The following is a 14,318-nucleotide window of genomic DNA, read 5'->3' on the forward strand; positions in this document are numbered from 1 at the left end:
TTAGTTCGTCAGAAAGGGCAGGACGTGCTCGAGCAAGATCGCCGGCGCTTCCTCGGGAATGTAGTGACCGCAAGGCAGCGCCTCGCCCTCGACTTGCGGCGCATAAGCACGCCATTCGCGCAGCGGATCGAAGCATTGTTCGATGACACCCTCCTCACCCCATAGCGCCATGAATGGGCATTCAATTCGCTCGTTCGAAGCCAGCGTCGCGCGATCATGTTCGAGGTCGATGCTCACGCTCGCGCGATAGTCCTCGCAAATGCCATGCGCCGTGGCGGGATCGGACAAGCAGCGCAGATACTCGGCGTAAGCCTCTGCCGTGAACGGCGCGAGACCCGCGCTGCGCGCGCCGATGGTCTGCCTGAGATAAAGGTCCGGGTCCGCGCGAATGAGCGTTTCCGGAAATGGCGCGGGTCGCACGAGCATGAACCAGTGCCAGTAGGCACGCGCGAAATCGAACGAGGTCTGTTCGTACATGGCGAGCGTCGGCGCCACGTCGAGCGTGACCAGACGCGTCACGACAGCCGGATGATCCAGCGCCATGCGAGCCGCGACACGCCCGCCACGGTCATGTCCGATGACCGCGAACGACGCATGGCCCAATGCGCGCATCAGCCCGACCTGATCGAGCGCCATGCGGCGCTTCGAATAATTCGAGTGATCGGGCGCGCCTGCGGGTTTGTCGCTGTCGCCATAGCCGCGCAAGTCGGCGGCGATCACCGTGAAATGCTCGGCGAGTGCCGGCGCCACTTCGTGCCAAATCGCGTGCGTCTGCGGATGCCCGTGCAGTAGCAGCAACGCGGGGCCTTGGCCGCCCCTGATCGCGTGAATCCTGATGCCATCGATGGAAATCGATAGCTCATTGAAGCCTTCGAACATGGTTGTCTCCCAACGTTGATTCGAGTCTAATTGATGCCTTAAGAGATTGGGTTTCCTCGAAAGCATTTCGGTCGTAACCGGCAGGAACGAATCAGGCAGATTTGGAGCGACGCGAGATGGATGGCTTTTCTGACCTCAACCTGTTTGCGCTTGTGGCGCGGCATCGCAATCTGGCTGCGGCGGCGCGCGAGTTGGGTGTGACGCCGCCAGCCGTGAGCAAGCGGCTCGCGCAACTGGAGCGGCGTCTGGGCGTGCGCCTGATGAATCGCACGACGCGGCGTCTGAGCCTCACGCCCGAGGGCGAGTTGTACCTGTCGAACGGCTCGCGCATTCTCGATGAGCTCTCGGAACTCGAACAGCTCGTCACGCAAAGTCGCGGCGAACCGACTGGTCTTCTGCGTGTGAACGCGTCGTTCGGATTCGGGCGGGCGCGTATAGCGCCTGCGGTGTCGGAGTTCATTGCGCGCTATCCGGCGATGAAGATCGTCCTGCATCTGACGGACCGTCCGGTGAGTCTTCAGGAAGAAGGTTTCGATGTCGGCATCCGCTTCGGCGAAGTGCCGGACGCGCGCATCAACGCGCGTCTGCTGCTGGCGAATCGGCGCATCTTGTGTGCATCGCCGGCTTACGTCGCGCGGCATGGCCGACCATCGGCGCCGCATGACCTCGCGCGTCACGTGTGCATCGTGTTGCGCGAAAACGAGTCGGCTTACGGCACGTGGCATTTCTCGCGCGGCAAGCGCACGGAGACGGTCAAGGTCGATGGCTCGTTATCAAGCAACGACGGCAGCGCGGTGTTGCAGTGGGCGCTGGACGGTCGCGGCATCGCGACGCGCTCGCAATGGGAGATAGACGAACATCTTGCGCGCCGTGAGCTCGTTTCCCTGCTCGATGAATGGGCTTTGCCGGACGCGAACATTCACGCCATTTATCTCGAACGCAATCAGCTTTCGGTCAAGCTCAGGACGTTCGTGGAATTTTTGGGGGAGTATTTGCGCGGGGCGTGATAGTCGTTTGAGCTTACCGTAGCGGCACATCTTCCGGCCAAATGATTTAGAGCGGCTTGGAATTTGGGTCCCGAATTCGTATCGGCCCGCTGGCCAGGGCCGGTTGCCCCGTCATTCGATCGATGCGAACCTTGGCTTTGTTGACCGCATCTGGACTTGCTCATCGGTAAAGCGGGTTTGACTGAGCGCAATTGGCACACCGCCGTTGTCGATTTCCGCTCAACAAATTCGTCGTCAGTGAACCTCATCAAAAGGATTTGCCATGAAATACCTCGGCCTCGCCTACTTCACCCCCGAAAAGTTCGCCGCAATGACACCAGACGAAATCAAGGCGCTAGTGAGTCAATGCCCGGCATTGGACGAGAAGATGCGTGCCACCGGCAAGGTCGTGGTTTCCGCCTCACTCGGCGATCTGGAAAACTGGAAGACGCTTCGCCCACTTGGTGGCACGACACGCGTTACCGACGGGCCTTACACCGAAGCGAAGGAAGTCGTGGGCGGCATGTTCATCATCGAGGCAGATAGTCCTGACGAGGCGGTGCGCATCGCGTCCATGCATCCGGCCGCGACATTGGGCGAAGAAGGCGGATGGGCCGTCGAGCTTATTCCCCTGGATTTTTATCTGGCACCATGAGTTGAACTGCTGCGCGGCGCTATTGCTCCGCAATGCCGTGACCCTTACCGCAGACAAAGACCGGGAAAAAACGTTTTCCATATAAGTCAAACTTTCGTTCATCTTCAGGTTTTCTCGAGGCTGCCGTAAGCGTTGCAATGACTGCTCTTTCGTCACCGCACTCTTGGTCTCAGCGCGCGGAGCCTGCCGTTGCTCCCCGACCGATAGCGGACGATCGACAAGGCGCGGACATGGACGTCATGCTTGTACTCGCGCCACGGCGCCTTTCTTGAAGACTGCGACTGAATCGCTCAATTCTTTGCTTTGAGAGGACGTATATGACTGCTTCCGTTCTGATCGTTGGCGCCGGTCCAGTCGGCATGACGCTCGCCTCCGAACTCGCCCGCTACGGTGTCCACGCGCGCATCGTAGACAAGGCGCCGCACCGTACCGATAAATCCAAAGCCATGGTGCTTTGGAGCAGGACGCTCGAACTGCTCGACCGGGGCGACGGCGGCGCCGCGCCGTTCGTGAACGCAGGATTCAAGATCGACGGCGTCGTCTTCATGGCGCGGGACGAGGTGGTCGGTCGGGTTGCAATGGACATGATCCCCAGCACGCACAACTATGCGCTGGCACTGCCGCAATCCGAGACCGAGCGTTTGCTGGAGGAGCGTCTGGCGAGCCAAGGCGTATTTATCGAGCGCGGCGTCGAAGTAACGATGATCACGCCCGATGCCTGCGGCGCGGATGCGGTGTTGCGCCATCCGGACGGCCGCGAAGAGGCCGTGCGTGCTGACTGGCTGCTTGGTTGCGATGGCGCGCACAGCATCGTAAGACACGCCTTGAACGTGCCTTTCGAGGGGGAAACGCTGCTGAGCGATTGGTTCCTTGCTGACGTTCACATGACGGGGTATCCGCGCCCTGACACGGACGCTTCTGTCCACTGGCATAAGGATGGCGTCTTGCTGATTTTTCCCATCCAGGCTAGCCGTTACCGCGTCATCGGCGACTTGCCGGCGACGGCGGATAAGGTTTCACCGACGCCAACGCTCGCACAGGTGCAGCAGCTCGTAGACCGGCGCGGCCCGGCCGGTACCAAACTCCACGATCCCGTATGGTTGTCCGGCTTTCGCATCAACGGTCGCAAGGTGACGGGCTATCGACACGGCCACACGTTCCTTGCGGGGGACGCAGCGCATATTCACAGTCCCGCTGGCGGTCAAGGCATGAACACCGGCATGCAGGATGCGATCAACCTTGCCTGGAAACTTGCACTCGTGCTGCGCAACGAAGCGGATGAGTCGCTCCTCGACACCTACAGCCCGGAGCGCAGCGCGGTTGGCGACGAGGTACTGAAAGCCGCGGAACGACTGACATCGGTCGCCACGCTTCGCAACCCGATTGCACAGCGTTTGCGTAACCTTGCCGGGCACTTTGCCTTGGGCTTCTCGCATTTCACCCGTGGCGTTGCTCAAACCATGTCGGAAGTGACGGTCCACTATCCGCATAGCCCGCTCAACGGCCCATCCGTGCATGGGATGAAGCCTGGCGAACGCGTTGCGCCGACGTCCGACCACGCACCAGCAGGATCAGGCGTGCGGCCGGTGTTCGCGCTGTTCGCGGCGCCGACTGCGGCAGTGAAGCAGTTGATCAACGCCTATCCGGGCCTGCTCGACGACAACGTCCGACCACCATTGCAAGCCGACACGATCTCGCTCGTGCGGCCCGATGGATATCTCGCCTGCTCGGCTAGTGAAGCAGATACGATAGCCGCGTATCTCGATCGTTTGACGGCACGGCATGGCGTTCCTGCCTGATCCATTCGTCGCTTGATCGGGGGAGAAGCATTCTCCAGCATTGAACGGCTTGCCGCGAGTGGTGGCGGCAAGCTGGCTGCATGTTGCTTGACAGCCGTTCGCTGAACACTGCACGAAAACGCCGGCTTCTCGCAAAGGCTGCGAATCAGTCATTCACCGCCTCATACCGTGTTACTGCTCACCAAGCACGCCGAATCAACGCTCGCCCGGCAGCATCGCTAAATGCGTTGGCTAATCGTGGAACGGAACCCAGAGCATTTTTACATCGACGTTGAGCATGCCCGACTGTACTGTCGGATCATCGGTTGCTATTTTTCGGGCATCCGCAAGATCAGCAGCCTTGAAAATCGTCATGCCGCCGTCCGCCAAAACACCGGAAAGACCACCGGCTTTCTCCATGAACGGACCGCTCATCACGGTCAGCCCTTTGTCCTGCATCTCGGCCATATAAGCCACGTGTTTCATGAAGTCCGGTTGCTCGTTGTACTTCACGCTTTGAATCCACTTCGGACCCGGCGTTTGAAACGCCACGAAATAATGAGGACCATTTTCATCGACCATTTTCTACTCCTGGGAAGGCTATTCGAAAGAGCACTTGTCACTAAGACGTGATGCGTTGCCGGAGCAAGTCATCGAAAAGTGCCTGAAGGGGAGGAGTTCGGCGAATGACGCCTCGACTCCGACTTCTGCCTGTCGCCGTATATTCTTTCGCGGCGGCTTGAAATCAAAGATAGTCTCGCGCGGACGCTTTCGGTAGAGGGCGTGTTGGCATAGGACGTATTCAGTCTCCGAATAGCGTCGCTTGCGCTATCCACACGAGAGTTATCGAACCTTCAACCGGGGATCGGCGGCGAACAGGTCCGCTAAAAATTCGATGAAAACGCGGGTCCTGCCAGGCAACTGCCTGCTTCCGGGCCACACTGCGTTGATCGGAAAAGGCGCGGGCCGAAATGCCTTGAGAAGCGGTACGAGCCTGCCCTCCTCGACGTCCCGCGAATAAAGCCAGCCCGCGTTATGCCCAATGCCCAAGCCCGCAATTACCGCCGCTCGGACATATTCGGCGTCGTTGCTTCTTACTGGACCTTGCGGCACGTGTTCCTTCGTGCCGTCGGGGCCGGCAAACGGCCAGACTCGCGGAGAGTCGCGAGACATCAGAGCAATGCATTCGTGATTGACGAGATCATCTACCGTCTTTGGCACGCCCATGCGTTCGGTATAAGCCGGCGAAGCGACAGTAAGGTACTCGGTGCTGCCAATTCGACGCGCAATTTGAGTCGAGTCGCTCAGCGGACCAATTCGTATGGCGACGTCGATGCCTTCTTCAATCAGATTGATGTAGCGCTGCGCAACCGTGAACTCGACGCGGACGTCCGGGAACTGAGCGCAAAAGCGCGGCAGGTGCGGAACAATGCACATACGCCCAAAGGCTGGAGACAGGGCAACCCGCACCATGCCGGACGGCGACGCTTCGCCACTGCCGACGCGAGCCTCGACATCGTCCACGCTCTCGACGATCGCAACCGCACCTTCGTAGAAGCTTTGGCCCGCCTCTGTCAGGCCCAGGCCTCGCGAGCTTCGGCGCAACAGTTGCGCGCCGAGCCGTGCTTCGAGACCCGCAATCGTCTTGCTTGCCGTTGGCTGACTGATCCCGGCCGCACGCGCCGCCTTCGAGAAGTTGCCAGTGTCGGCAACACGGATGAAGAGCCGCATGACATCGATTCGATCCACTGGAACTTTCCTCCTACGATACGAGCGCGGCGGGACGAACGGGAAACGCAAGGCATCAGCACGGCTTATGGCATGCAGTTTATAGCTGGGTGATTCCTCCGTCCGCGATCAGATCGATGCCTGTGCTGTAGCTGCTTTCGTCCGAGGCGAGGAACAGCGCCGCCGCGGCCATCTCGTCAGCGCGGCCGATTCGGCCCAGTGGCGTGATCTGCTTGAACATTGCTCGTGCGCCGTCCGCCTCTTCCTTCGAACTGAACAGGCCGTCTACGATCGGCGTTTCGATCATTCCCGGACTCAGCGTGTTGACACGAATGCCGCGGCCTTTGAATTCCGATGCCCAAGTCCGCGTGAACGAGCGGATCGCCGCCTTCGTTGCGGCATATACGCCGAAGTCCGGGAATCCCTTGATGTGCATCCCGGAAGAAACGATGACGATGGAGCTGTTATCGCGCAGCAGCGGCAGCGCCTTTTGCACCGTGAAGAACGTGCCCCGTGCGTTGATGCCGAAGGTCTTGTCGAAGTGTTCGGGTGTCACGGACTCTGTTGGCAACACCTCGACAAACCCCGCACTCGCGACGACGATGTCCAAGCCGCCTTTCGCGCGTCGCACCGTCTCGTAGAGGCGGTCGAGATCTTCAAGACTCGAGATGTCGCCTTGAACAGCCGTTACGTTCGAGCCGATGACAGCCTTCGCCTTGTCGAGTTCAGTTTGACGACGCCCCGTAATGAAGACATACGCGCCTTCCGCGACGAACCGCTTTGCGGTTGCGAGTCCAATCCCGCTACTTCCGCCCGTGATGACCGCAATCTTGCCTTGAAGCTTACCCATGATGATTCTCCGCATGACGTGGATGGTGCTCGACGCAAAGCTAGCTTCGCGACAAGCCGAGGCAAGAGAATGGAGTTGGCGGGCATGGATGAACAGAGGGGGCGGCGGCATAGCACGTATGCCGCGCAGGCATGAGGTTCAGGAAGACTCGAAGGACGGCAAGGGCCTATGTTTTGAGTTGGACGAATCTCGACGGTTTCCGCCCGCGCATCGGGGCCGATCGAACACGAGCGCATGGAAAGCAGCCGACCGCCGCTCACAAAAACCTCCAACGCGCGACCACCGTGCGAATCGGCAACGACCGTGCGCCTTACGGAAATTGCCGCCTTCGAAAGCCCTAAGCTCCATTCAACCCAACCGCACGCCGGCGCGCCAGTGCGTCACTCGAAACCATTGGAAACCGTCATGCGGATCGTCCGACTCGCCTTGAAAAGACCGCACACTTACATCGTGCTCGCCGTGCTGCTTGTCATTCTCGGCTCGGTCGCGATCGTCCGTACGCCGACGGATATTTTCCCCATCGTCAGCATCGGCTGGTCGGATAACGGCAGTTGATACGGCAAGCGCCTGCACCAACCCATTTGCAAGGAAACATGGCTCACGCAACCGAACCCGCGCCCGAGGAAGCAAGGCATCCTCTGCGCTTTCACGCACCCCACGCGCATCTGTCGAGCGTGTTCGGCAACGACTGGTTCGCATTGAAGGCCGAAGCCTTCGCGCGCTTCTTCGGCACGCCCACGTTTCTCATCGCGCAGACGCTGATCGTGGGCGGCTGGATCGTGGCGAACATGCTCGGCATATCGCGCTTCGATCCGTATCCGTTCATTCTCCTGAACCTCGCGTTCAGCTTGCAGGCCGCTTATGCCGCGCCGCTCATCTTGCTTGCGCAAACGCGTCAGGCCGATCGCGACAAGGCGCTCGCTGAAGCCGACGCGCATCATCGCGAAGATATCGCGCTCGCGTGCCAGCAACGTGAAACCGAGCTTGCGCGCGAGACGTCGCAGATGGCCGAACTCCTTCGACGCAACACCGAACTCACCGAGCTTACGCGCCAGTTGGCCGAGCGCATCGAAACGTTGACGCGCGAGCTTCACGAGCATCTGACACCAACCCGGCACTTCTGAAGCAACCCGATTCCCGCGCGTTCGTCTGCCTGCTTTTCACACGCTCGTCAATTTTGACAAACCCCTACCGTCATTTTTGATTGTGCATTATGTGTTGTGCATCGCAATAACCGACGACTCGCGAGGATTGAAGATGAACCCCACCGAAGCACCCGCGCGTGCGGCGTCGCCCGACGCGAACCGGCTGCACGTGCGCCAGTTGAGTCACGCATTCCAGACCGCCGACGGCGTGAGCACCACCATCTTCGACCGCCTGGACTTCGCCGTGCGCGAAGGCGAGATCGTGTCTATCGTCGGGCGCAGCGGCGCGGGCAAGAGCACGCTCTTCAACCTGGTTTCCGGCCTGCTGACGCCGCAATCCGGCCACGTAACGATAGGCGCGCGCGCCGACGGCTCGCCCGGACGCATCGCTTATATGCTGCAAAAAGACCTGATGATGCCGTGGCGCACCGTGCTGCAAAACGCGCTGCTCGGCGTCGAACTGTATCGCAAGGTGCGGCCCGACGACGTGACTCGCGCTCGCGACATGCTCGCGCGCTACGGTCTTGCAAGCGTCGCCGACGCATATCCGCATTCGCTGTCGGGCGGCATGCGTCAACGCGTGGCGCGCACTCGCACGCTGCTCGTCGAGCCGACGCTCGTATTGCTCGACGAGCCCTTCTCCGCGCTCGACTACGAGACGCGCCTCGCGCTCGAAGACGACATCATCGCGCTGCGCGAGCAAACCGGCACGAGCGTGGTGCTCGTCACGCACGACATCGAGGAAGCCATTGCCATGAGCGACCGCGTGATCCTGCTCGGCGGGCGCCCCGCACGCGTGCAGGACGAAATCGACATCACGCTGAGCACGCACGGCCCGCGCACCGCCGTCTCCGCGCGCGAAGCGCCCGAGTTCCGCGCCTATCACGCGCGCGTCTGGAACGGCTTGCGCAGCGGCGCCACCGTGCAATCCGACTCACGTACACCACAAGGAGCCGCACATGAGTGAAGCCGTGCTGTCCACCACCGTCACGCCCGGAAAGACCACGCGCCGCGCGCCGCGCAAGCTCGGCACGACTGGCGCCGTGATCGGCATCGTCGTGTTGCTGGTGGCGTTGTGGCAATTCGCCGTCGCCTCGGGCTGGATCAACGGCAAGCTGCTCGGCTCACCCGCCGGCATCTACGACGCCGCCGTGTTCGGGCTGTCGCAAGGCACGCTCGCATCCGATACCTGGGTCACGCTCTACGAGACGCTCGCGGGTCTTGCCATAGGCAGTGCGCTTGGCATCGGGCTCGGTTTGCTGCTGTGGTTCCTGCCCGCGATCTCCGGCGTCGCCGAAGGCCTCTCGGTCATCCTCAACAGCATTCCGAAGATCGCGCTCGGGCCGCTCATCGTCATCTGGTTCGGCTCGGACGCGTCGTCGAAAATCTGGCTCGCGGCGATCTCCACTTTCGCCGTCGCGATGATCTCTTCATGCGCCGCCGCGCGCGAAGTCGATCGCGATTTGCTCAACCTCTTCCGCTCGTTCAAGGCGCGGCGCTCGATGATCTTCATGAAGCTCATCGTGCCGAGCGCGTTGCCGTGGATCTTCTCGACACTGCGCGTGAACATCGGCTTCGCGCTGATCGGCGCCGTGGTCGGCGAGTACATCGCGTCGCAGGCGGGGCTCGGGCACGCCGTGTTCGTCGCGGGCTCGCTCTTCGATCTGAACACCGTCTGGCTCGGCATCATCGTGCTGACCTTGATGGCATCGGTTCTTAGCTGGATCGTTCAATTTGCTGAAGCAAAGATCATTTCATGGAAGAGAAAATGAAGAAAAACGTTCTGCTCACGGGTGTCGCGGCTGCCTGCATGGCCGTCTTTGGATTGCAAGGCGCACAGGCGCAATCGTCCGAACCGGTCGTCGTCTATCAGGCATTCCAGTCGATTCAATACTTGCCGCTCTATGTCGCCATCGACAAGGGCATCTTCACGAAGAACGGCCTCACCGTGCAGAAAATCACGGCGGGTAGCGGTGCAGCGGGCGTGGCGGCGGTGATCGGCGGTCACGCGGACTTCTCGTTGCAAGACCCGATGACCGCGATGCTTGCAAACCTAAAGGGCGCGTCGCTCATCAACGTGGCCAACGTCGTGGCCGGCGTGCCGGTGTGGGTGATCGCGCCGCAGGATTCGCCGGTCAGGAATCTGAAGGACTTGAACGGCAAGAGCGTCGCCACGGCCTTGCCGCCTTCTACGAGCACGTACCTGCTGCAACGGCTCATCAACGACGAAAAGCTTGCCGACGTGAAGATGAATACCGTGCAGATCGGCACGGAACTCGCGCCTGTCACGGCGGGACGTTCGGAAGCGGCCGCGCTGTACATGCCGCAAGCGGAAACCGGCATCTCGCAAGGCTATCGCATCGTGTATGCGTTTCCGAAGGCTTATCCGGGCGGCTATGCGTTCTCGACCATCGACACGCTTACGTCCACGATCAAGAACAAGCCGAAGATGGTGGAGGCCTTCGTGAAGTCGATAGGCGAAGCCGAAGCGCTGATTCAGCAATCGCACGATACGGCCAAGGCCGTGGCGCGCACGGAGTTCCCGTCGCTCGACCCGAAGATCGTGGATTCGGCGGTACAGCGTCTGATCGATCAGAACATCTACGCACCCACGCCTGAAATATCGGAACAGGCGTTCAAGAACGCGCTCGCGTTGCAGGAATCCATCGGCAACATCAAGCCCGGCGCGATTACCTATGCGGGCGGCGTCGACAACTCGTTCGCGGCTGCTTCGGTAAAGGCCAAGTAAGCGATGACCGATCAGCCTCGCTCATTGCTCGCGACTCTCTTCGCCAATCGCCACGACGAAGCGGCGGTGCGCGCCACCTTGCAAGAGGCGCAGGCGCGCGCCGACTTGCTCGATCCGTGGCTGCGCGCCTTCGTGCATCGTCCGGATGTCTACAGCGTGCGCGATGCCGTAACGGCCCCGCTTGCGGGCGTGCCAATCGGCGTGAAGGATCTCGCCGATACGCACGACATGCCCACGTCCTATGGTTCGGCGATTTACAGCGGCCATCGGCCGGTTCATGACGCGCGCATCGTCGCTTCCATTCGCGCGCTCGGCGGCATCGTCTTCGGCAAGACCGCGACGACGGAGTTCGCCTGGCGCGGTCCCGCCGCGACGGTCAATCCGTGGAACCGCGCGCATACGCCGGGCGGTTCGTCGAGCGGCTCGGCGGCGGCGGTGGCAGCGGGCATCGTGCCGCTTGCCATCGGCACGCAGACGGTCGGCTCGGTCATTCGTCCGGCTGCTTATTGCGGCGTGGTCGGCTACAAGCCCACGTATCGCAAGATCGCGACCGAAGGCGTGCATCCGCTTGCTGCTTCGCTCGATCACATCGGCTTCTTCGCGCGCTCGGCGGAAGATGTCGCGGTAGCCCATGCCCTTTTCGTCGATGCCGCGCCCGAGACCATCGCCGATAAAGCCTCCTGGCGCGCCTATTTCGATGGCGGCAACGGAGCGCCCCGGCTTGGCGTCGTACGCACGCCATTCTGGGACCAACTGATCGCGCCGCATCAACGCGCGAGCTTCGAGGCATCGCTGCAACGTCTGCGCGAAGGCGGCGCGCGTATCGTCGAACTGGACTACGGCGCGGACCTGCAACAGATGCGCGAAGCCACGCTGACGATACTCGCGATCGAAGCGCATCGCGCTATTGGCGACGCGGCCGCGCGCAAGCCCGAACTGATCAGCGAGCACATGCGCGCATTGCTTGCCGAGGGTGCCGCCATGTCGCTCACACGCTATCAGGACGCGTTGCTGTTGCAAGCCGGACTGCGCGTGCGTTCGCAGCAATTGCTCGAAGGTTGCGACGCGCTCGTGACCTTGCCATCGAGCGGCGCGGCGCCCGAAGGTCTGGGCGATACGGGCGACGCACGCTTCTGCGCGCCGTGGAGTTTGATGGGTGCGCCCGCCGTCACGGTGCCGTCCGGTTGGACCGACGCTGGCTTGCCGCTCGGCTTGCAACTCGTCGGCGGATATGGCGACGATCTGAAGCTGCTCCGCATCGCTGCATGGGTCGAAGGCATGCTCGGGTTCGAGCGACGCGCGCTGCCCGACTGAACACACAAATCAAGGAGACGACGTTGAGCCAGCCATTTCGCACCATCGCGCAATATGTTCTCGGCACGCTGCGCGCGGAAATCTTGCAGGGTATTTATCCGCCGAACACGCGGCTTCGCCAGGAAGAAGTGGCCAAGCGGCTCAACGTCAGCACGACGCCTGTGCGCGAGGCGTTTCGCGACTTGCGCGCCGAAGGGCTCGTCGCTATCGATCCGAACAAGGGTGTCGTCACGCGTGAACTCACTGCCGCCGATGTCACCGAGATCTACGAACTGCGCATGGTGCTCGAACCGATGCTCGCCGAACGTGCCTGCGCCAACGCAAGCGAAACGAGTCTTGCCGCCGCCGAAGCCGTGCATCAGACGATGTGCGCGACGACCTCTTCCGAGACCTGGGCCATTCTCAACGAAGAGTTCCATCAGCATCTGATGGCGAGCGAAACCGGCACGCGCCTTTTCGATCTGGTCGAAGGGTTGTCGCTCGTCGCACGGCCTTATGTGTCGCTGTCGATGTACGTCAAGGGCGATATCATGGACAGCAACAATCACGAGCATGCGGGCTTGCTGCATGCCTACCGCGCGCGCGATGGCCGCGCCGTGCACGAACAGACACGCGCGCACCTCGAAAACACGCGCAATGCCATAGCCGCGTGCGTCGAACAATCTTTCGCCCAAGCGGCGGCCTGATCGATCATGGATGACACGCTCGCTTCTCTTTCCGCTGTCGATGCACGCAGGCTCATCGCCACTCGCGAAATCTCGCCGGTGGAATTACTCGATGCGAGCATTGCGCGTATCGAGGCCCTCAACCCTTCGGTCAATGCGATGGCCGCGACATGCTTCGAGCGCGCACGCATCGAGGCACGGCACGCGGAACACGCGCTCATGCGCGGCGAAGCGCCGGGCTTGCTGCATGGTCTGCCCATCGGCGTGAAAGACCTCGAAGAGACCGCGGGCGTGCTCACGACATATGGCTCGGCGATGTATCGCGACCACGTGCCCGAGGCCGACAACGCCATGGTCGCGCGCATTCGCGCGGCAGGCGCCATCGTCACGGCCAAGACCAATACGCCGGAAATGGGCGCGGGCGCGAACACGCGCAACGTCGTGTGAGGCGCAACCGGCAACCCCTTCGCGCCGTTGCTCAACGCGGGAGGATCGTCGGGCGGGTCGGCAGTTGCGCTTGCCACCGGCATGTTGCCGCTGTGCACGGGCTCGGACACCGGCGGCTCGTTGCGCATTCCGGCCGCGTATTGCGGCGTCGTGGGCTTTCGGCCATCGCCGGGGCTCGTGCCTGGCGATCGCAAGGACCTGGGCTGGGCGCCCATCACCGTCAGTGGACCAATGGCGCGTACCGTCGCCGACACGCGTCTGTTGCTCGCCGCGCAAGCGGGCTTCGATGCGCGCGATCCGCTTTCCTACGAAGTCGATGCCGATACCTTCACGAAGCATCGTCCAATCGATGCCGCTACGTTGCGCATCGGCTTCACGGAGGACTTCGGCACCTGCGCGCTCGACGACGCCACGCGCGCCACCTTTCGCAAGAAAATGGCAGCCGTCGCGCGGCATGTCGCGGTGTGCGAGCCGGTCGATATCGACATGCGTGACAGCGACCGCTGCTTCGACGTGATCCGCGCGCAGAACTTCGTCGCGCAGTTTCGCGAAGCCTATGAGCGCGATCGGTCGCTGCTCGGCCCGAACACGCGCGCGAACTACGAAATGGGCGTGAAGATGACGCTCGCCGATGTCGTGGGCGCGCACGTCACGCAGACCCGTTTGTACCGGCGCTTTCAGGAACATGTGCAACGGTATGACGTGATCGTGTCGCCGACCACTTCCATTACGCCATTTCCATGGTCGCAATGGCATCTGGAAGCGATCAACGGCCGGCCGCTCGACACGTACTATCGCTGGCTCGGACTCACATACGTCATCTCGATGATGACCAATCCCGCGCTCTCGTTGCCTTGCGGAATGGATCACGCGGGCATGCCCTTCGGTCTGCAACTGGTCGGCGCGCTGCGTGGCGACGCGCGCGTGCTCGATATCGCCGAAGCACTCGAAACCGCGTTTGCCGGGGACGAATCGCTTGAGCGCCCGACGCCCGACTTGAGCGCCTTGCGCGCGCCGGTGCCGCAACTGAAGTCGATCGTGACGCATCCGCCTGTCATCGTCTGAAGGGAAGGTGTGGGCGATTCGCGAAGCGTCGTCTAGACTGCAGGTTCTTCCCATTCG

Annotated in this window: 14 protein-coding genes and 1 pseudogene; 11 read left to right on the forward strand and 4 right to left on the reverse strand. The window is 61.8% G+C overall.

Features of this window, described 5'->3' with window-relative positions:
• Complete coding sequence (locus tag ACYQ47_RS12290; RefSeq protein WP_250511331.1) at positions 1–879, reverse strand: alpha/beta fold hydrolase; 879 nt, start codon at positions 877–879, stop codon at positions 1–3.
• A 116-nt stretch (positions 880–995) separates the two neighbouring features.
• Between ACYQ47_RS12290 and ACYQ47_RS12295 the strand changes: the two genes are divergently transcribed.
• The 3 genes from ACYQ47_RS12295 to ACYQ47_RS12305 all read left to right on the forward strand — a co-directional run bounded on the left by ACYQ47_RS12295 (position 996) and on the right by ACYQ47_RS12305 (position 4,319).
• Complete coding sequence (locus ACYQ47_RS12295; RefSeq protein ID WP_459905529.1) at positions 996–1,886, forward strand: LysR family transcriptional regulator; 891 nt, start codon at positions 996–998, stop codon at positions 1,884–1,886.
• Between the two features lie 262 nt (positions 1,887–2,148).
• Positions 2,149–2,520 (forward strand): YciI family protein, encoded by a 372-nt coding sequence (locus ACYQ47_RS12300; RefSeq protein WP_244831651.1) that lies wholly within the window; start codon positions 2,149–2,151, stop codon positions 2,518–2,520.
• A 317-nt stretch (positions 2,521–2,837) separates the two neighbouring features.
• Positions 2,838–4,319, forward strand: a complete 1,482-nt coding sequence (locus tag ACYQ47_RS12305) for an FAD-dependent monooxygenase (RefSeq protein WP_459905530.1) — start codon at positions 2,838–2,840, stop codon at positions 4,317–4,319.
• A 231-nt stretch (positions 4,320–4,550) separates the two neighbouring features.
• Here the strand turns inward: ACYQ47_RS12305 and ACYQ47_RS12310 are convergent, their stop codons facing one another.
• The 3 genes from ACYQ47_RS12310 to ACYQ47_RS12320 all read right to left on the reverse strand — a co-directional run bounded on the left by ACYQ47_RS12310 (position 4,551) and on the right by ACYQ47_RS12320 (position 6,876).
• The gene (locus ACYQ47_RS12310; protein WP_244831655.1) at positions 4,551–4,880 is read right to left on the reverse strand and encodes a YciI family protein; all 330 of its coding nucleotides are present in this window, start codon (positions 4,878–4,880) and stop codon (positions 4,551–4,553) included.
• 261 nt (positions 4,881–5,141) lie between these two features.
• The gene (locus tag ACYQ47_RS12315) at positions 5,142–6,029 is read right to left on the reverse strand and encodes a LysR family transcriptional regulator (protein ID WP_459905531.1); all 888 of its coding nucleotides are present in this window, start codon (positions 6,027–6,029) and stop codon (positions 5,142–5,144) included.
• Between the two features lie 97 nt (positions 6,030–6,126).
• A complete protein-coding gene (locus ACYQ47_RS12320; protein ID WP_459905532.1) occupies positions 6,127–6,876 on the reverse strand; it encodes an SDR family NAD(P)-dependent oxidoreductase in 750 nt (249 codons plus the stop codon).
• 234 nt (positions 6,877–7,110) lie between these two features.
• Here ACYQ47_RS12320 and ACYQ47_RS12325 point away from each other — a divergent pair, with 234 nt between their 5' ends.
• From ACYQ47_RS12325 to ACYQ47_RS12360, 8 genes and pseudogenes are all read left to right on the forward strand, one after another.
• Positions 7,111–7,431 carry a hypothetical protein gene (locus tag ACYQ47_RS12325; protein ID WP_459905935.1) on the forward strand — a complete coding sequence of 107 codons (321 nt, stop codon included), beginning with the start codon at positions 7,111–7,113 and terminating at the stop codon, positions 7,429–7,431.
• Between the two features lie 38 nt (positions 7,432–7,469).
• Entirely contained in the window at positions 7,470–8,000 is a 531-nt protein-coding gene (locus ACYQ47_RS12330; RefSeq protein WP_244831662.1) for a DUF1003 domain-containing protein, read from the forward strand.
• A gap of 133 nt (positions 8,001–8,133) precedes the next feature.
• Entirely contained in the window at positions 8,134–8,988 is an 855-nt protein-coding gene (locus ACYQ47_RS12335; RefSeq protein ID WP_459905533.1) for an ABC transporter ATP-binding protein, read from the forward strand.
• Positions 8,981–9,793, forward strand: a complete 813-nt coding sequence (locus ACYQ47_RS12340) for an ABC transporter permease (protein WP_244831665.1) — start codon at positions 8,981–8,983, stop codon at positions 9,791–9,793. Before ACYQ47_RS12335 ends, ACYQ47_RS12340 begins: the two co-directional genes overlap by 8 nt.
• Positions 9,790–10,770 (forward strand): ABC transporter substrate-binding protein, encoded by a 981-nt coding sequence (locus ACYQ47_RS12345; RefSeq protein WP_250511337.1) that lies wholly within the window; start codon positions 9,790–9,792, stop codon positions 10,768–10,770. The genes ACYQ47_RS12340 and ACYQ47_RS12345 overlap by 4 nt, the downstream gene beginning before the upstream one ends.
• A 3-nt stretch (positions 10,771–10,773) precedes the next feature.
• Entirely contained in the window at positions 10,774–12,084 is a 1,311-nt protein-coding gene (locus ACYQ47_RS12350) for an amidase (protein ID WP_459905534.1), read from the forward strand.
• A gap of 23 nt (positions 12,085–12,107) precedes the next feature.
• Positions 12,108–12,770, forward strand: a complete 663-nt coding sequence (locus ACYQ47_RS12355; protein WP_250469624.1) for a GntR family transcriptional regulator — start codon at positions 12,108–12,110, stop codon at positions 12,768–12,770.
• Between the two features lie 6 nt (positions 12,771–12,776).
• Positions 12,777–14,261 (forward strand): annotated as a pseudogene (locus ACYQ47_RS12360) (amidase).
• Positions 14,262–14,318 lie beyond the last annotated feature (57 nt).

The sequence above is a fragment of the Caballeronia sp. HLA56 genome (assembly GCF_054655155.1).

Excerpts from the sequence above, each read along its gene's own strand:
- ACYQ47_RS12305 (WP_459905530.1), top strand. The coding sequence starts at position 2,838 with ATGACTGCTTCCGTTCTGATCGTTGGCGCCGGTCCAGTCGGCATGACG.
- ACYQ47_RS12290 (WP_250511331.1), bottom strand. The coding sequence starts at position 879 with ATGTTCGAAGGCTTCAATGAGCTATCGATTTCCATCGATGGCATCAGG.
- ACYQ47_RS12295 (WP_459905529.1), top strand. The coding sequence starts at position 996 with ATGGATGGCTTTTCTGACCTCAACCTGTTTGCGCTTGTGGCGCGGCAT.
- ACYQ47_RS12320 (WP_459905532.1), bottom strand. The coding sequence starts at position 6,876 with ATGGGTAAGCTTCAAGGCAAGATTGCGGTCATCACGGGCGGAAGTAGC.
- ACYQ47_RS12310 (WP_244831655.1), bottom strand. The coding sequence starts at position 4,880 with ATGGTCGATGAAAATGGTCCTCATTATTTCGTGGCGTTTCAAACGCCG.
- ACYQ47_RS12325 (WP_459905935.1), top strand. The coding sequence starts at position 7,111 with ATGGAAAGCAGCCGACCGCCGCTCACAAAAACCTCCAACGCGCGACCA.
- ACYQ47_RS12330 (WP_244831662.1), top strand. The coding sequence starts at position 7,470 with ATGGCTCACGCAACCGAACCCGCGCCCGAGGAAGCAAGGCATCCTCTG.
- ACYQ47_RS12335 (WP_459905533.1), top strand. The coding sequence starts at position 8,134 with ATGAACCCCACCGAAGCACCCGCGCGTGCGGCGTCGCCCGACGCGAAC.
- ACYQ47_RS12350 (WP_459905534.1), top strand. The coding sequence starts at position 10,774 with ATGACCGATCAGCCTCGCTCATTGCTCGCGACTCTCTTCGCCAATCGC.
- ACYQ47_RS12315 (WP_459905531.1), bottom strand. The coding sequence starts at position 6,029 with ATGCGGCTCTTCATCCGTGTTGCCGACACTGGCAACTTCTCGAAGGCG.
- ACYQ47_RS12340 (WP_244831665.1), top strand. The coding sequence starts at position 8,981 with ATGAGTGAAGCCGTGCTGTCCACCACCGTCACGCCCGGAAAGACCACG.
- ACYQ47_RS12345 (WP_250511337.1), top strand. The coding sequence starts at position 9,790 with ATGAAGAAAAACGTTCTGCTCACGGGTGTCGCGGCTGCCTGCATGGCC.
- ACYQ47_RS12300 (WP_244831651.1), top strand. The coding sequence starts at position 2,149 with ATGAAATACCTCGGCCTCGCCTACTTCACCCCCGAAAAGTTCGCCGCA.